Annotated in this window: 16 protein-coding genes; 13 read left to right on the top strand and 3 right to left on the bottom strand. The window is 42.7% G+C overall.

All coding sequences use genetic code 11. The annotated features are described in order from the left end of the window. Position 1 precedes the first annotated feature (1 nt). From lpxK to tcdA, 5 genes are read left to right on the top strand one after another with little or no spacing between them, the layout of a single operon-like run. On the top strand, positions 2–985 hold the full coding sequence (lpxK, locus tag BGP78_RS05015) for a tetraacyldisaccharide 4'-kinase (protein ID WP_119860376.1): 984 nt from the start codon (positions 2–4) through the stop codon (positions 983–985). Beyond that, positions 972–1,169: a Trm112 family protein gene (locus tag BGP78_RS05010; RefSeq protein WP_119860375.1), complete on the top strand. Its 198-nt coding sequence runs from the start codon at positions 972–974 to the stop codon at positions 1,167–1,169. Before lpxK ends, BGP78_RS05010 begins: the two co-directional genes overlap by 14 nt. Further along, positions 1,157–1,918: a 3-deoxy-manno-octulosonate cytidylyltransferase gene (kdsB, locus tag BGP78_RS05005; protein WP_119860374.1), complete on the top strand. Its 762-nt coding sequence runs from the start codon at positions 1,157–1,159 to the stop codon at positions 1,916–1,918. Before BGP78_RS05010 ends, kdsB begins: the two co-directional genes overlap by 13 nt. Next, a complete protein-coding gene (locus tag BGP78_RS05000) occupies positions 1,905–2,570 on the top strand; it encodes a TIGR01621 family pseudouridine synthase (protein ID WP_119860373.1) in 666 nt (221 codons plus the stop codon). Before kdsB ends, BGP78_RS05000 begins: the two co-directional genes overlap by 14 nt. Before the next feature lie 4 nt (positions 2,571–2,574). Beyond that, a complete protein-coding gene (gene tcdA / locus BGP78_RS04995; protein WP_119860372.1) occupies positions 2,575–3,372 on the top strand; it encodes a tRNA cyclic N6-threonylcarbamoyladenosine(37) synthase TcdA in 798 nt (265 codons plus the stop codon). A 19-nt stretch (positions 3,373–3,391) separates the two neighbouring features. Here tcdA and BGP78_RS04990 read toward each other — a convergent pair whose 3' ends face one another. The 3 genes from BGP78_RS04990 to BGP78_RS04980 all read right to left on the bottom strand — a co-directional run bounded on the left by BGP78_RS04990 (position 3,392) and on the right by BGP78_RS04980 (position 6,406). Then, positions 3,392–3,796 (bottom strand): SufE family protein, encoded by a 405-nt coding sequence (locus tag BGP78_RS04990; protein WP_119860371.1) that lies wholly within the window; start codon positions 3,794–3,796, stop codon positions 3,392–3,394. Between the two features lie 3 nt (positions 3,797–3,799). Next, positions 3,800–5,017: an aminotransferase class V-fold PLP-dependent enzyme gene (locus BGP78_RS04985; RefSeq protein ID WP_119860370.1), complete on the bottom strand. Its 1,218-nt coding sequence runs from the start codon at positions 5,015–5,017 to the stop codon at positions 3,800–3,802. Between the two features lie 102 nt (positions 5,018–5,119). Beyond that, positions 5,120–6,406 carry a citrate synthase gene (locus tag BGP78_RS04980; RefSeq protein ID WP_119860369.1) on the bottom strand — a complete coding sequence of 429 codons (1,287 nt, stop codon included), beginning with the start codon at positions 6,404–6,406 and terminating at the stop codon, positions 5,120–5,122. Between the two features lie 411 nt (positions 6,407–6,817). Here BGP78_RS04980 and sdhC point away from each other — a divergent pair, with 411 nt between their 5' ends. The 8 genes from sdhC (at position 6,818) to sucD (ending at position 16,662) form a co-directional block, all read left to right on the top strand. Next, on the top strand, positions 6,818–7,195 hold the full coding sequence (sdhC, locus tag BGP78_RS04975; RefSeq protein ID WP_119860427.1) for a succinate dehydrogenase, cytochrome b556 subunit: 378 nt from the start codon (positions 6,818–6,820) through the stop codon (positions 7,193–7,195). Continuing rightward, entirely contained in the window at positions 7,186–7,533 is a 348-nt protein-coding gene (sdhD, locus tag BGP78_RS04970; RefSeq protein WP_010363915.1) for a succinate dehydrogenase, hydrophobic membrane anchor protein, read from the top strand. Before sdhC ends, sdhD begins: the two co-directional genes overlap by 10 nt. Continuing rightward, the gene (gene sdhA / locus BGP78_RS04965; protein ID WP_119860368.1) at positions 7,534–9,306 is read left to right on the top strand and encodes a succinate dehydrogenase flavoprotein subunit; all 1,773 of its coding nucleotides are present in this window, start codon (positions 7,534–7,536) and stop codon (positions 9,304–9,306) included. 10 nt (positions 9,307–9,316) lie between these two features. After that, positions 9,317–10,036: a succinate dehydrogenase iron-sulfur subunit gene (locus tag BGP78_RS04960; protein WP_119860367.1), complete on the top strand. Its 720-nt coding sequence runs from the start codon at positions 9,317–9,319 to the stop codon at positions 10,034–10,036. An 84-nt stretch (positions 10,037–10,120) separates the two neighbouring features. Beyond that, complete coding sequence (sucA, locus tag BGP78_RS04955) at positions 10,121–12,940, top strand: 2-oxoglutarate dehydrogenase E1 component (protein WP_119860366.1); 2,820 nt, start codon at positions 10,121–10,123, stop codon at positions 12,938–12,940. A gap of 3 nt (positions 12,941–12,943) precedes the next feature. Then, positions 12,944–14,446 carry a 2-oxoglutarate dehydrogenase complex dihydrolipoyllysine-residue succinyltransferase gene (gene odhB, locus BGP78_RS04950; RefSeq protein WP_119860365.1) on the top strand — a complete coding sequence of 501 codons (1,503 nt, stop codon included), beginning with the start codon at positions 12,944–12,946 and terminating at the stop codon, positions 14,444–14,446. 177 nt (positions 14,447–14,623) lie between these two features. Then, positions 14,624–15,790 (top strand): ADP-forming succinate--CoA ligase subunit beta, encoded by a 1,167-nt coding sequence (sucC, locus tag BGP78_RS04945; RefSeq protein WP_010363906.1) that lies wholly within the window; start codon positions 14,624–14,626, stop codon positions 15,788–15,790. After that, positions 15,790–16,662: a succinate--CoA ligase subunit alpha gene (sucD, locus tag BGP78_RS04940; RefSeq protein WP_119860364.1), complete on the top strand. Its 873-nt coding sequence runs from the start codon at positions 15,790–15,792 to the stop codon at positions 16,660–16,662. Before sucC ends, sucD begins: the two co-directional genes overlap by 1 nt. The last annotated feature ends 50 nt before the right edge of the window (positions 16,663–16,712 follow it).

The following is a 16,712-nucleotide window of genomic DNA, read 5'->3' as shown; positions in this document are numbered from 1 at the left end:
TTTGAAAAGTATAGAGCAAACATGGTACCAACCTAAGTCCTTAGTTACCTATTTGTTATTGCCATTAAGTTTATTGTTTTGGGCTGTTTCAACTATTCGGCGAGGGCTATTTTCACTGGGGTTACTGAAACGATTTACGTCACATACACCGATTATTGTTGTCGGCAATATCAGTATTGGCGGTAATGGCAAAACCCCATTTGCTTTGTGGTTGGTCGCGTTTTTGCAGACACAAGGATTTAAAGTTGCAGTGATAAGTCGAGGTTATGGGTCTCAAGCGCCAAATTACCCATTTGAGGTGACGGACTTGAGTTCGGTAACAGAGGCTGGTGACGAGCCTTATTTATTACATTCACGTCTTGGTTGCCCTGTAGTGATAGGGCCAGACCGAGAAGCAAGCTGCAACTATCTTAAGAATAAATATAAAATAGACTTAATCGTTTCTGATGATGGATTACAACATTATAAGATGCAACGATCTGTTGAGTTTTGTATCGTTGATAGCAAGCGTCGCTTCGGGAACGGATGTTTATTGCCAGCAGGGCCATTGCGAGAGCTCCCTAGCCGGCTAGATAATGTTGACCTTGTGATCGAAAATGGTGGTACTGCACCTGTTAATTACGTTTTACAAAGCACGGGTATTTACAGTGTTCATACCGGGCTCAAGTGCGAAGACTACCCTAAAAAAGGAGTCGCTGTTAGCGCAATAGGCAATCCTCAGCGCTTTGAAAAATCATTGCAAGAAGAAGGTGTTGATATCATCGATACTGCACACTTTCGTGATCATCATGCGTATGTAAAATCGGACTTTAGTCAATTTGGTGATACGGCAATATTTATGACCGAAAAAGACGCTGTAAAATGCCAAAGCTTTGCAAAAGAGAATTGGTATTACTTAAAAGTTGAAGCACAACCGAGTAAGATGTTAGTAAATCAATTATTAGATATTTTAAAGAATAAAGAGATCCATCATGGCCTTCGATAAAAAGTTATTAGAAATTTTAGCCTGTCCTGTGTGCAAAGGTAAGTTGCAATATGACAAAGAGCACAGTGAACTTATCAGTACTGCATCCAAGTTAGCATATCCAATTAGAGATGATATTCCAGTTTTATTAGAAAACGAAGCAAGAGAATTGAGTTTAGACGAGGTTGAAAAGTGGCATTCGTAGTCGTTATACCTGCCCGTTATGCATCGAGTCGTTTACCTGGAAAACCGTTGGCGGATATTTGTGGTAAGCCAATGATCCAACATGTTTTTGAACAAGCTTCCCGCTCCGATGCGAGCGCAGTGTACATTGCAACAGATCATTCATTGGTGTTTGATGCTGTACGAGGGTTTACCGATAAGGTTTTAATGACGAAAGAGGATCATCAGTCAGGCACTGAAAGGTTAGCGGAAGTTGTTGAAACACTGAAATTAGACCCTGAAACAATTGTTGTTAATGTACAAGGTGACGAGCCGTTACTCGAAGCTGAAAACATAAATCAGGTGGCAAGCTTGTTAACGACCTCGAATGCACCGATGGCGACACTTAGTGTGGATGTTGAAGATGTTGAAGAAGTATTAAACCCTAATGCGGTAAAAGTGGTAAACGACGTTCACGGCAATGCATTGTATTTCTCTCGCTCACCCATCCCTTTTCAACGCAGCAGTATGTTAGCGTTAGATAAAGACGCAATTCCTGTTGATAATTTTCAGCGGCATGTTGGTATTTATGCATACAGAGCTGGGTTTATTAAAGATTATTTGGCGCTTCCTGTATCGCCACTTGAGGGTCAAGAGTCGCTTGAGCAGTTACGCGTTCTATATCATGGTCACAAAATAAAAATATCAAAAGCTGCAAAGCCTGTGCACGCAGGCGTAGATACGGCAGAAGATTTAGCGCGAGTTGTTGAGTTGGTTAATGAGCAAGTTTGAAATAATCGCAGATGAGTGTGATTTTATTGTTGCGATTAAACCCGCGGGAATAAGTTTTCATAGCGAAGGCGGTGCGGGCTTCGTTGTGCAATTAGAAGCTCAGCTTAAGATAAAACTTTTTTCTGTCCATCGCTTAGATAAGGTGACATCAGGGCTATTGATTTTCGCTAAATCTAGCACCGTAGCCAGCCAGTTAAGTGAGTTATTTGCAAACAGAGAAATAGACAAAGTGTATTTAGCTCTTATTGCTAATAAGCCAAATAAAAAACAAGGTTGGATTAAAGGCGATATGTCTAAGGCCCGAAGAGGTGCACATAAGCTACTTAAATCAGTGCATAACCCTGCAATAACACGTTTTTATACGATGAGTATTGAAGCTGGGCTTCGAGGCGTTATTTTAAAACCTTACACAGGCAAAACGCACCAGCTTAGGGTGGCAATGAAGAGTATTTCAGCACCAATTTTTGGTGATGAATTATACGGAAGTGAGAAAGCTGACCGTGTATATTTGCATGCTTATGCACTTCGTTTTCAGTGGCATGGCCAAACCTACAATTATCAGGCTGTTCCTTGTGAGGGCGAAAAGTTTATGAAATTAATTAATCATGAGGTTTTCTCAAAGTGGAACAGCCCATGGTCGCTAGAGTGGTAGTATAATGGAACAACAAACGCAATTAAGGTTTGGCGGTATTTCACGTTTATATGGTGAGCAGCAACTCAATTGGCTACAACAAGCTCACTTTTGTGTGGTCGGTATTGGCGGTGTTGGCAGTTGGGCTGCGGAGGCGTTGGTTCGTACTGGAATTGGCCATATCACATTGATTGATTTAGATGATATCTGTGTGACTAATATAAACCGTCAAATACATGCACTTTCAAGTAGCGTGGGTGAACAAAAAATTGAAGCCATGAAATCCCGTTTGCTAGATATAAACCCCAATTGTAAAGTGAGTTTAGTGGATGACTTTCTAACATTAGATAATATTACAGATCATATTACAGATTATGACTATGTGATAGATTGTATTGATGCAGTTAAAGAGAAGTCAGCGCTAATCGCTCATTGTAAACGCCGGAAGCTACCCATTATTACCACTGGTGGCGCTGGTGGCCAAACGGATCCAAGCCAAATTTTATATGGCGATGTGGCGAAAACCACTCAAGATCCTTTATTGGCTAAAGTACGGTATATTTTACGTAAAAATTATAACTTTACGTCAAACCCAAAACGAAAGTTTGCTGTTGATTGTGTCTATTCGACTGAACAACTTGTCTACCCAACATCAAGTGGAGAAGTATGCCAGGCTAAGCAACAGGCTGATGGGTCGAAAAACATGGATTGTGCTACTGGCTTTGGATCGGCAACGATGATAACGGGGACATTTGGCTTTTTTGCGGCATCAAGGGCCATTAAAAAGTATTTGCAAAAAAGAGAAAAAATGCAGAGTGTTTAGATATTTGCTTTCTCAGTGTTTACCACTGAGAAAGTTTGCTTTGGATAGTCTCTATGATTGCGCGAACCCCATTGCCACGAGACGGACTAAGGTGCTTAATTAACCCCAAAGTTTCAAACTCAGCATAAGCGTCAACTTCTTTCGCGTGTGCTGGTGAAATACCACTATACATACTTATAATAATGGCAAATAGTCCTTTTACTATCCGAGTGTCAGAGTCACCAACGAGGATAAGGTTTTGCTGATCTTCATCTAAATCTATATGTAACCAAACCTTACTTTCACAGCCTTTTATGAGCGAATCATCTGTTTTTAAACAATCAGGAAGGCTAGGCAGCTGTTTTGCAAGCATCATGATCTCTCTATAGCTTTGTTGCCAACTATGAGCGGCGATGAGAGTGTTTCGTATTTCTTGGTAGTTCACAGTTTATCCTTCGATTAATTCAATGCTACTCTTCAGAGCACTAATAAATGCGTCCACATCGGCGTGAGAGTTGTAAAAAGCAAGGCTTACTCTTAATGTACCTTCAATTCCTAGTTCTGAAATGAGTGGCTGAGTACAGTGATGGCCGCTACGCAGGGCGACGCCATAACTATTCAATAGCGTGGCTATGTCGTAGTGATGCTCGGCTCGATAATTAAAACTGATGGTGCCAATATTATTCTCGGTATCGCCGTAAATGGTGATCCCCTCTATGTTTTGGAGTGCATTTAGGCAGTATATAAATAGTGCTTGCTCGTATGCTTGTAGGAGATCAAAATCAATTTTATCGAGGTAATCTAATGCGGCACCGAAGCCAAGTACGCCCGAGATATTAGGGGTGCCAGGCTCAAATTTTGCAGGAGCATTTCGGTAAGTTGTAGTTGAAAAAGTGACTGTCTCTATCATTTCCCCACCCGTTTTGAATATGGGTAGGGCATTGAGCTTGTTATATTTTCCGAATAAAAAACCGAGCCCTGTAGGGCCCAGTGCTTTATGTGCAGATCCGACATAAAAATCACAGTCTAGATGCGATAAATTCGGCCTAAGGTGTAGAAATGCTTGTGCGCCGTCAATAACGGTCACAGCATCTGCTTTTTTTGCTGCTTTAATTATCGCCTCTACATCATTAATATTCCCTAATGTGTTTGAAGCGTGGGTACATGCAACCACTTTAGGTCGTAACTGGGCGATCATATCTAAGGCTGAGGTTAAATCCAGCACACCTTGTTGGTCTATTGGCATCACTTGTAAAGATGCCCCGCTGAGTTTTGCTGCTTGTTGCCATGGGACGATATTGGCATGGTGTTCTAATGCGCTAATCAGGATAATATCACCTTGGCTCAAGCTTTTGGCAATGCCCGCAGCAACAATGTTGATACTTTCTGTAGCACCGCTTGTCCAGACTATTTCTTGTTCTGAAACGGCTAAGTATTTTGCTAGTTTTACCCGCACTTGCTCATATTTGAATGTATTGATTTCACTTAACGAGTGTAAACCTCTGTGTACGTTAGCGTTGTTTTTACGATAAAAATCATTTATTTCATCGATAACACACTGAGGCTTTTGACTGGTAGCACCAGAATCTAGGTAGATTAAAGGCTGACCATCAACCGTACGAGTCAATAAAGGGAAGTCGTGACGAAGCTCAGCTATGGTGTTCATGTATATTATTTCCGATGATTTTACCGAAGTGGATTGTAATTTGATTTTTGTCATATGCAATAAAAAAGGCCGCAAAGGCGGCCTTTTTATAAAAGATAGGCGTTATCTTTTTGCTGCATCTGAATAGTCGCGTTGTGCGTAGCCTGTGTAAAGCTGGCGAGGGCGACCAATTTTGTGGCCTGCTTGAGACAACATCTCATCCCAGTGAGAAATCCAACCAACAGTACGAGACATAGCAAAGATAACTGTGAACATGCTTGTTGGAATACCGATAGCTTTCAGGATGATACCTGAATAGAAATCAACGTTTGGATAAAGTTTCTTCTCGATGAAATATGGGTCTTCAAGGGCAATTTGCTCTAGGCGCATTGCAACGTCTAAAAGCGGATCTTGAATATTAAGCTCTTTTAAAACTTCATGACAAGTTTGACGCATTACAGTTGCGCGAGGGTCGAAGTTTTTATATACACGGTGTCCGAAGCCCATTAGACGGAATGGGTCGCTCTTATCTTTTGCTTTCGCTACATACTCGTCGATACGGTCAAGCGAACCGATTTCTTCAAGCATATTAAGACACGCTTCGTTTGCACCACCATGAGCAGGTCCCCATAGTGACGCGATACCAGCAGCAATACATGCATAAGGGTTAGCACCTGATGAACCAGCTAAACGTACTGTAGACGTTGAAGCATTTTGTTCGTGATCAGCGTGTAGCATGAAGATACGGTCCATAGCTTTCGCTACAACAGGGTTAACTGTGTAATCTTCCGCTGGGACAGAGAACATCATATGCAAGAAGTTTTCTGCATAGCTTAAATCGTTGCGTGGATAAACGAATGGTTGACCAACGTTATATTTGTACGCCATTGCAGCAATTGTCGGAAGTTTAGCAACCAACTTGATAGCACTGCGCTGACGCTGGTTAGCATCTGAGATGTCTAAATCGTCGTGGTAGAAAGACGATAATGCACCAACTACACCACACAGCATTGCCATTGGGTGTGAATCTACACGGAAGCCTTGGAAGAACGCGGCAATTTTCTCATGCATCATGGTATTGCGAGTGATTTCATCTGCAAATTCAGCATGTTGCTCAGCTGTTGGTAACTCACCGTTTAGTAGTAAATAACATAATTCGATGTAGTTTGAGTGCTCAGCTAGCTGCTCAATCGGATAACCGCGATGTAAAAGAACACCTTTGCCACCGTCGATGTAGGTGATAGATGATTCACAAGAACCGGTAGACATAAAACCTGGGTCATATGTGAAGTGGCCATGAGCCCCTAAAGTACGAACATCAATTACATCTTGACCAGCGGTACCTGAGTAGATTGGTAGCTCGATTGGGTCGTGACCATCAATATGGACTGTGGCTTTTTTATCTGCCATCTATTTATCTCCTATGGAATAACAATTCTGATTGTTATGTTGTGATACTAATGTTAAGCAAATTCAGATCATTTTAACGTAAAACTAGGGTATAAAGTCAATTTTTCTAGGAATTATGCAAAGATGTATAATAAATATTCTGTGCAGTTTAAATATTATACCATTGGCTAATTCGCAAGCGTCTCAATCTAAACAAGAATTGTAAAAGCGCGCACGGCCTTATATACTGTGATAGGTTTTACACCGTATCGTCTGTGGGTAAACCTTTTTTTACAACAAACAGAGCATATTGAGATCGGTTTGTTCAAAAAGAAGGTATACCTAGAGTGTGCCATTTGCGCATGTCGCGCAAGTGGATTTTATAAAAACAAAGTAGATGAGCTCCTTTGTGGGCAAGATGGGCAAGTAACTGTGAAAAAGCAAAGACCTGTAAATCTAGATCTTACGACTATATCGATGCCAGCAACGGCTAAAGCGTCAATCCTACACCGCGTAACTGGTGTGGCATTATTCTTCGCTTTAACGTTTGTACTTTGGGCATGGTCTGAGTCTCTTTCTTCTCCTGAAGGTTTTGAATTAGTGAAAGGGCTGTTTAACGGCTTTATCGCAAAATTCATCGCGTGGGGCACGCTTTCTGTGTTGGCATATCACCTAATCGTTGGTATCCGTCATTTGATCCAAGACATGGGTCATTGGGAAGAATTAGAGTCAGGTAACAGCAGCGCTAATATTGCGATTGCAATTTCTGTAATTGTAGCCGTGTTAGCAGGAGTGTGGATATGGTCTTAAATCAAGCAACTCTGAAACGCGATGGCGTACAAGATTACGTTTCACTGCGTACAACCGCGTTAATCATTGCAGCATATGCTGTGTTTATCGTCGGCTATTTACTTCTAACACCAGAACTAACATTCGAAGCTTGGCAAGGTTTGTTTTCAAACTTAGCGGTTAAAGCTGCGACCTTAGTGACGCTTGTATGCATTATGGTGCATACAACTATCGGCTTATGGCAAGTTTTAACGGATTATGTAAAGTGTACGACATTGCGCTCGGTACTTGGCTTCGTGTTAAACCTTATGGCGCTTGCTTACGTAGCAATAGGCCTGTTTGTTTTGTGGGGTGTTTAAGTGAAATATCATGTACGTGAATTTGACGCTGTTGTAGTCGGTGCCGGTGGTGCTGGTATGCGTGCAGCGCTTGCAATTTCTGAATCAGGCAAAACTTGCGCATTGATTTCGAAAGTTTTCCCAACACGTTCTCATACGGTTTCAGCGCAAGGTGGTATCACTGTTGCGCTAGGTAACTCACATGAAGACAACTGGGAATGGCACATGTACGATACGGTCAAAGGGTCTGACTTTATCGGTGACCAAGATGCAATCGAGTATATGTGTCAAACTGGTCCAGAGGCGATCACAGAACTTGAAAATATGGGTCTACCATTTTCTCGTTTTGAAAATGGTCGCGTATATCAGCGTCCTTTTGGTGGTCAGTCTAAAAACTTCGGTGGTGAGCAAGCTGCTCGTACCGCTGCAGCAGCTGACCGAACGGGCCATGCATTGCTGCACTTGTTGTACCAACAAAACGTCAAAAATAAAACGAACGTTTTTTCTGAATGGTATGCACTAGATATCGTTAAGAACGATAACGGTGATGTTGTTGGCTGTACTGCAATTGAAATTGAGACGGGTGAAATTACCTTCTTCAAGTCAAAAGCCGTTGTACTAGCAACAGGTGGTGCTGGACGTATTTATGCCTCTACGACTAATGCTCATATCAATACTGGTGACGGTGTAGGTATGGCGACACGCGCAGGCATTGCAATGCAAGACATGGAAATGTGGCAGTTTCACCCGACAGGTATCGCAGGTGCGGGTACACTGGTAACTGAAGGGTGTCGTGGTGAAGGTGGTTATCTTTTAAATAAAGATGGCGAACGTTTCATGGAACGTTATGCACCTAACGCGAAAGACCTTGCGTCGCGCGACGTAGTTGCTCGTTCTATGATGACAGAAATTCGTGAAGGTCGTGGTTGTGATGGTCCTTTAGGTCCGCATATTAAGCTTAAGCTTGACCACTTAGGCGAAGAAACACTGTATAAACGTTTACCGGGTGTATGTGATCTATCTAAAACATTTGCGCACGTTGATCCAGCTAAAGAGCCGATCCCAGTTATTCCAACATGTCATTATATGATGGGTGGTGTACCGACAAACGTTAACGGTCAGGTATTGAGCGTTGATGCTGAGGGTAATAATAAACTCGTTGAAGGTTTATTTGCGGTTGGTGAAATCGCCTGTGTATCTGTACACGGTGCTAACCGTCTAGGTGGTAACTCACTGCTTGACTTGGTTGTATTCGGTCGTGCTGCGGGTAACTTCTTAGGTGAATACTTGGCGAATGCTGAAGTGACTAAGCAAGCGTCAAGCGATAACATCGATGCGGCATTTGCGCGTTATAATCGCTGGGAAAACTCGACGAAAGGTCAGGGTGAAGATCCTGCACAAATTAAGAAAGATCTACAGCAATGTATGCAATTAAACTTCTCTGTATTCCGTGAAGGTGACTCTATGGCTGAAGGTTTACAGCAGCTTAAAGAGATCAGAGAGCGTTTACAGCATGCTCGTTTAGATGACAAGTCGACTGAATACAATACGCAAAGAATTGAGTGTCTAGAACTAGATAACTTAATGGAAACTGCGTACTCAACAGCGGTTGCCGCGAATTTCCGTACAGAAAGCCGTGGTGCACACTCTCGTTTTGATTATCCAGATCGTGATGATGAGAACTGGTTGTGTCATACAGTATTCAATCCTGAAACGGAAAGCATGAGCAAGCGTGAAGTAAACTACGCGCCGAAAACTCGTGAAGCATTCCCACCTAAAGCACGTACTTACTAGGAGTAAAACGATGGCAATTTTAGAAATATCTGTTTATCGTTATAACCCTGATGTGGACAATGCACCACATATGCAGGAGTATAAACTAGAAGTAGAAGAAGGTCGTGACATGATGGTGTTGGACGCGCTTTTACTATTAAAAGAGCAAGATCCTACTCTTTCTTTCCGTCGTTCTTGTCGTGAAGGTGTCTGTGGTTCTGATGGTGTGAACATGAATGGCAAAAATGGCCTAGCATGTATTACGCCAATTTCATCGCTACAGAAAAATGGAAAAGGCAAAATCATTCTTCGTCCATTACCGGGGTTGCCGGTTATTCGTGACTTAGTAATTGATATGAGCCAATTCTACACTCAATATGAAAAAGTTAAGCCGTTCCTTATCAATGATAAGCCAACGGGTGGCGAGGAGCGTCTTCAGTCTGTTGAAGATCGTGACAAGCTAGACGGTTTATATGAGTGTATTTTATGTGCATGTTGTTCGACTTCATGTCCTTCGTTCTGGTGGAACCCAGACAAGTTCATAGGTCCAGCAGGTCTTCTTCATGCTTACCGTTTCTTAGCAGATACGCGTGATACGGCAACTGAAGAGCGATTAGCTGATCTTGATGATGCATTCAGTGTATTCCGCTGTCACAGTATTATGAACTGTGTTAGCGTTTGTCCAAAGGGCTTGAATCCAACTAAAGCCATTGGTCATATAAAATCTATGTTGTTAAATCGTTCGATTTAATACATATTTAAACAGTCAGATGGCATGCTTAGCATGCCATCTTGTTAATAATTAAATTTCTGCGCTAGAGAAAAGGGCTAATAAATGCACGAAGGTGTGATGAAGGCATGGCTAGAATCTTCGCATTTGTACGGCGGAAACGTAGCTTATGTAGAAGAGCTTTATGAAGCGTATCTAGATGATGCGACTTCAGTGCCAGAAGAATGGCGAGAAGTGTTTGATCAACTGCCAAAAGTTGATGGTGTGGATGTTGATGTTAAACATTCAGAAGTAAGGGCCCAGTTTAAGGACCTTGCTAAAAACAAACACAAAGAAGTAGTTGTTGCAGCAAGTGGCACATCTGATGCCAAGCAAGTACGCGTGCTACAACTCATAAACGCATTTAGGTTTCGAGGGCATCAAAACGCAAACCTTGACCCACTTGGGTTATGGAAGCGAGAACGAGTTCGCGATTTAGAACTTGAGTATCATGACTTAACTGAGTCGGACCTAGAAAAAGAATATAACATTGGCTCTTTTGCATCAGGCAAAGAGACAATGAAGTTGAAAGACTTATATTCGGCATTGAAGACCACATATTGTGGTTCTGTTGGTGCGGAATATATGCATATCACTTCTACAGAAGAAAAACGTTGGTTACAACAACGCATTGAATCTACCTTCTCACAGCCTCAATTTAGCAAAGAAACAAAACTACGCATCTTGAAAGGCCTAACAGCTGCTGATGGCTTAGAAAAATATCTTGGTGCTAAATTTCCCGGTGCAAAGCGTTTCTCTCTTGAGGGGGGGGATGCATTAGTACCTATGCTTAAAGAGCTTATTCATCGCGCCGGTGAAAGTGGTCAAGAAGAAGCTGTTATTGGTATGGCACACCGTGGCCGTTTAAATGTTTTAGTTAACGTACTAGGTAAAAACCCGCAAGAGTTATTTGACGAGTTTGCTGGTAAATACGGCGAATTAGCTGGTTCTGGTGACGTTAAATACCATATGGGCTTCTCATCTGACTTTGCAACGCAAGGCGGTGACGTACATATGGCTTTGGCGTTTAACCCATCTCATTTAGAGATTGTTAACCCAGTTGTTATGGGTTCTGTGCGTGCACGTCTAGAGCGACTAGGTTGTAAAAATGGGTCAAAGGCACTGCCTATAACCATTCACGGTGATTCTGCAATCGCAGGTCAGGGTGTAGTCCAAGAAACGTTTAATTTGTCTCAAACTCGCGCTTTTGGTGTGGGCGGGACAATCCGCATTGTTGTGAATAACCAAGTTGGTTTTACGACAAGTAAACAAGAAGATGTGCGTTCAACAGATTACTGTACTGACATCGCTAAGATGGTTCAGGCACCTATTTTCCATGTTAACTCAGACGATCCTGAAGCGGTTACATTTGTCACTCAATTGGCGTTAGATTTCCGTAACAAGTTCCACCGTGACGTTGTTATTGATCTTGTTTGTTATCGTCGTCATGGGCATAACGAAGCTGATGAGCCAAGTGCTACACAGCCAGTTATGTACAAGAAGATCAAAAAACATCCAGTGCCGCGTCAGTTATACGCAGACAAGTTAGCAAGCGAAGGTGTATTAAGTGCTGAAGATGCTAAACAACTTGCCAATGACTACAGAAATGGTTTGGATAATGGTGAGCGTGTTGTCGAAGAAATTCGTCCTGATACAAAACACTCATCTGACTGGTCAAAATTTGTAGGCCATGATTGGGATGTAGCTTATGACCCAACTGTTCCGGTTGAAAAACTAAAAGAGCTGAGTGCAAAAGTATCAGTTTATCCTGAAGATCATAAAGCACAGTCTCGCGTGAAAAAGATTTACGAAGATCGTAAATTGATGGCTGCGGGTGAAAAGCCTTTAGACTGGGGCATGGCAGAAACGTTGGCTTACGCAACGCTTGTTGACGATGGCGTCAATATTCGTATGACAGGTCAAGACTCAGGTCGTGGTACATTCTTCCACCGTCATGCTGTTGTTCATGATCAAGCCGATGGTAAGACATTCCTTCCGTTGCAAAATATTCATGCTGATCAAGGTGCTTTTGAAGTTTATGACTCTGTGCTTTCAGAGGAAGCTGTACTAGCATTTGAATACGGTTATACAACAGCAGAACCGACTTCTCTTGTTTTATGGGAAGCGCAGTTTGGTGATTTTGCCAATGGTGCGCAGGTTGTTTTCGACCAGTTCTTAAGTTCAGGTGAACAGAAGTGGGGCCGTTTGTGTGGTCTTACAATGCTATTACCACATGGCTATGAAGGTCAGGGTCCAGAGCACAGTTCAGCGCGTTTAGAGCGTTACTTACAATTGTGTGCTGATCATAATATGCAAGTATGTGTTCCTTCAACACCTGCACAGGTTTATGCGATGTTACGTCGCCAATCGGTACGTCCGTTACGTCGACCACTGATTGTTATGACGCCAAAATCACTGTTACGTCACCCATTAGCAGTATCATCAATGGATGAACTTGCAGATGGCGTGTTCCATAATATGATTGACGAGATTGATGATATTGATCCGGCATCTGTTGAGCGTGTTGTATTCTGTAGTGGTAAGGTTTACTACGAGTTGCTGCAGGAACGTCGTAAGCTAGAACTTAATAACGTCGCAATCGTGCGTGTGGAGCAACTTTATCCATTCCCTCATCAGGAAATGGATGAGATCATGGCTCGCTATCAGCATGTTAACGATTTCGTTTGGTGTCAGGAAGAACCGCAAAACCAAGGTGCTTGGTATTGTTCTCAGCACCACTTCTGGGAAGCTATCCCTTCAGGTGCAAATCTAACATACGCTGGACGTAAAGCGTCTGCGGCACCTGCATGTGGTTATATGTCGACCCATACAAAAGAACAAAATGCGTTAGTGGCTGACGCTTTAACAATTAAAAATAAGGGATAAGAGATGACAACCGAAATTAAGGTTCCTGTTCTTCCTGAGTCTGTTGCGGATGCAACAGTTGCAACTTGGCATGTTAGCGTTGGCGATACCGTAACGCGTGATCAAAACCTAGTTGATATTGAAACAGATAAAGTAGTATTAGAAGTTGTCGCTCCAGAAGATGGTGTAGTCGTTGAGATTTCACAAGCTGACGGTGCAACAGTTTTAGGTGAACAAGTTATTGCACTTATCGGTGCAGCCGGTGCATCAGCAAGTGCGCCAGCTCAGCAATCAAATGAACAAACAGCAGCGGCAACAGCCACTACAGCATCAGAAGGTAACGAAGTGGATATCAAAGTACCAGTACTTCCAGAGTCAGTAGCAGATGCTACAATTGCAACTTGGCACGTTCAACCAGGTGAAGCGGTTAGCCGTGACCAAAACTTGGTAGATATTGAAACAGATAAAGTTGTATTAGAAGTTGTTGCACCTGAAGACGGTGTAATGGGTGAGCATATACACGCTGAAGGTGACACCGTACTTGGCGAACAAGTTATCGGTAAAATCAGCGCGGGTTCTGCTGCACCTGCAGCGCCAGCATCGGCACCTGAAGCAAGTACCTCAAGTGATGAAAGTTCAGATGTACTAACACCTTCGGTACGTCGCTTAATTGCCGAGAAAGGGTTAGATGCTTCGGTTATTAAAGGTACTGGCAAAAACGGCCGTATTACTAAAGAAGATGTTGACGCATTCTTGTCTGCACCAGCTGCTAAACCAGCTCCTGCTCAAGCGGCACCAGCGCCTGCACCAGTTGCAGCATTGGGCGAGCGTACACAAAAACGTGTACCAATGACGCGTTTACGTAAAACAATCGCGACACGTTTGCTTGAAGCAAAGAACTCTACAGCAATGTTAACAACGTTTAATGAAGTGAACATGAAGCCTATCATGGATCTTCGTAAGCAATATAAAGACCTATTCGAAAAGACACACGATACACGTCTTGGCTTTATGTCTTTTTACGTTAAAGCTGTAACTGAAGCGCTTAAACGCTACCCAGCGGTAAATGCTTCAATTGATGGTGATGATATTGTTTATCATAATTTCTTCGATATCTCTATTGCTGTATCTACACCACGTGGCCTGGTAACACCAGTACTGCGCGATTCAGATCAGCTGAGCATGGCTGGTATTGAAAATGGTATTCGTGACTTAGCAATTAAAGGCCGCGATGGTAAGTTGTCAATGGCAGATATGACGGGTGGTAACTTTACAATTACCAACGGTGGTGTATTTGGTTCATTGTTATCTACGCCAATTCTAAACTTGCCACAAGCTGCTATTTTAGGCATGCACAAAATACAAGAGCGTCCAATGGCCGTAAATGGTAAAGTTGAAATATTACCAATGATGTATTTAGCATTGTCTTATGACCATCGCCTAATTGATGGCAAAGAATCGGTTGGCTTCTTGGTAGCGATTAAAGAGCTTCTTGAAGATCCAACACGTCTGTTGCTGGATGTATAAGCAAGCTGATTAGATATTAAGCTGTATGTTAGTCCATACAGCTTTTTTTTTGCGCCTTTGGTCTAACTAGGGTTTTCATAAGTACCCTTGGGATCTATACTAGGGGCGCATTTTGGGATAGCTGATTATTTGCATAAATATTCAGCTTTTTTAGTACAAGAAATTGGATAAAGCATCATGAATTTGCATGAGTATCAGGCAAAACAACTGTTTGCCGACTATGGTTTACCAGTATCTGAGGGTTTCGCATGCGATACTCCTCAGGAAGCTGTAGAAGCAGCTGCTAAGATTGGCGGCGACAAGTGGGTAGTTAAGTGTCAAGTACACGCCGGTGGCCGTGGTAAAGCGGGTGGTGTTAAACTTGCAGATAGCAAAGACGAAATCCGTGCATTTGCTGAAAACTGGTTAGGTAAAAACTTAGTTACTTACCAAACAGACGAAAAAGGTCAGCCAGTTGCTAAAATTTTAGTAGAAAGCTGTACAGACATCGCGAACGAATTATACCTTGGCGCTGTTGTAGACCGTGCAACTCGTAAAGTTGTTTTCATGGCATCTACTGAAGGTGGCGTTGAAATTGAAACTGTTGCTGAAGAAACACCTGAGCTTATTCATAAAGCTGAAATCGATCCATTAGTAGGCCCTCAAGCTTACCAAGGTCGTGAGTTAGGCTTTAAACTAGGTCTAAACCCAGTTCAAATGAAGCAGTTTGTTAAGATCTTCATGGGTCTAGCAAATATGTTCAATGATCATGATTTTGCACTTCTAGAGATCAACCCTCTAGTTGTGACAGACGAAGGTAACCTTCACTGTCTTGACGGCAAAATTGGCATCGATGGTAACGCATTATACCGTCAGCCTAAGATCCGTGAGTTCCACGATCCTTCGCAAGAAGATGCACGTGAAGCACATGCAGCAAGCTTTGAATTAAACTACGTAGCGCTAGATGGCAACGTTGGTTGTATGGTTAACGGTGCAGGCCTAGCGATGGGTACTATGGACATCGTAAACCTACACGGCGGTAAGCCAGCTAACTTCCTAGATGTTGGTGGTGGTGCAACTAAAGAGCGTGTAGCTGAAGCATTCAAGATCATCCTTTCTGATGACAATGTTAAAGCTGTATTGGTAAATATCTTCGGCGGAATCGTTCGTTGTGACATGATTGCAGAAGGCATCATCGGCGCAGTGAAAGAAGTTGGCGTTGAAGTACCAGTAGTAGTACGTTTAGAAGGTACTAACGCTGAACTAGGTCGTGAAGTTCTAGCTAACTCTGACCTTGACATTATCGCTGCAGAATCTCTAACTGATGCTGCTGAGAAAGTTGTTGCTGCTGCGGAGGGCAAATAATGTCTGTATTAATTAATAAAGATACTAAAGTAATCTGTCAGGGTTTCACTGGTGGTCAAGGTACTTTCCACTCAGAGCAAGCTATTCAGTACGGCACGCAAATGGTTGGTGGTGTATCTCCGGGTAAAGGCGGTCAAACGCACCTTGGTTTACCTGTATTCAACACTGTACGTGATGCAGTATTAGAAACGGGTGCTACTGCATCAGTTATCTACGTACCAGCTCCATTTTGTAAAGATGCTATCTTAGAAGCTATCGATGCAGGTATTGAGCTTATCGTATGTATTACGGAAGGTATTCCAACACTTGATATGGTTGACGTTAAAGTTAAACTAGACCAATCAGGTGTTCGTATGATCGGTCCTAACTGCCCAGGTGTTATCACTCCGGGTGAAACTAAGATTGGTATCATGCCTGGTCACATTCATAAGCCAGGTAAAGTAGGGATTGTTTCTCGTTCTGGTACTCTTACGTACGAAGCGGTTAAGCAAACTACTGACGCTGGTTTCGGTCAATCTACTTGTGTTGGTATCGGTGGTGATCCAATCCCAGGTACTAACTTTATCGACGTATTAGAAATGTTCGAAAAAGATGACCAGACAGAAGCTATCGTCATGATCGGTGAGATTGGTGGTACTGCAGAAGAAGAGGCTGCAGAATACATCAAGGCTAACGTGACTAAACCTGTCGTTTCTTACATTGCTGGTGTTACTGCTCCAGAAGGTAAGCGCATGGGTCACGCTGGTGCAATTATCGCAGGCGGTAAAGGTACTGCTGACGAGAAGTTTGCTGCACTAGAAGCTGCTGGTGTTAAAACTGTACGTTCTCTTGCAGACATCGGTGTTGCACTAAAAGAAAAAGCGGGTTGGTAATTACTAATTCTTGCTTAAAAAAGGCCCCTTAAGGGGCCTTTTTTGTTGCC

The sequence above is a fragment of the Pseudoalteromonas sp. MSK9-3 genome, assembly GCF_003590335.1.
Classification (GTDB): domain Bacteria; phylum Pseudomonadota; class Gammaproteobacteria; order Enterobacterales; family Alteromonadaceae; genus Pseudoalteromonas.
The sequence above is the reverse complement of the archived record's forward strand: the minus strand, read 5'-3'. Positions and strand labels throughout refer to the sequence as shown.

What these genes read in the sequence shown, in the direction of transcription:
- BGP78_RS05010 (WP_119860375.1), top strand. Translation starts at nt 972, where the DNA reads ATGGCCTTCGATAAAAAGTTATTAGAAATTTTAGCCTGTCCTGTGTGC.
- BGP78_RS05000 (WP_119860373.1), top strand. Translation starts at nt 1,905, where the DNA reads ATGAGCAAGTTTGAAATAATCGCAGATGAGTGTGATTTTATTGTTGCG.
- tcdA (WP_119860372.1), top strand. Translation starts at nt 2,575, where the DNA reads ATGGAACAACAAACGCAATTAAGGTTTGGCGGTATTTCACGTTTATAT.
- BGP78_RS04985 (WP_119860370.1), bottom strand. Translation starts at nt 5,017, where the DNA reads ATGAACACCATAGCTGAGCTTCGTCACGACTTCCCTTTATTGACTCGT.
- BGP78_RS04980 (WP_119860369.1), bottom strand. Translation starts at nt 6,406, where the DNA reads ATGGCAGATAAAAAAGCCACAGTCCATATTGATGGTCACGACCCAATC.
- sdhD (WP_010363915.1), top strand. Translation starts at nt 7,186, where the DNA reads ATGGTCTTAAATCAAGCAACTCTGAAACGCGATGGCGTACAAGATTAC.
- BGP78_RS04960 (WP_119860367.1), top strand. Translation starts at nt 9,317, where the DNA reads ATGGCAATTTTAGAAATATCTGTTTATCGTTATAACCCTGATGTGGAC.
- sucA (WP_119860366.1), top strand. Translation starts at nt 10,121, where the DNA reads ATGCACGAAGGTGTGATGAAGGCATGGCTAGAATCTTCGCATTTGTAC.
- odhB (WP_119860365.1), top strand. Translation starts at nt 12,944, where the DNA reads ATGACAACCGAAATTAAGGTTCCTGTTCTTCCTGAGTCTGTTGCGGAT.
- sucC (WP_010363906.1), top strand. Translation starts at nt 14,624, where the DNA reads ATGAATTTGCATGAGTATCAGGCAAAACAACTGTTTGCCGACTATGGT.
- sucD (WP_119860364.1), top strand. Translation starts at nt 15,790, where the DNA reads ATGTCTGTATTAATTAATAAAGATACTAAAGTAATCTGTCAGGGTTTC.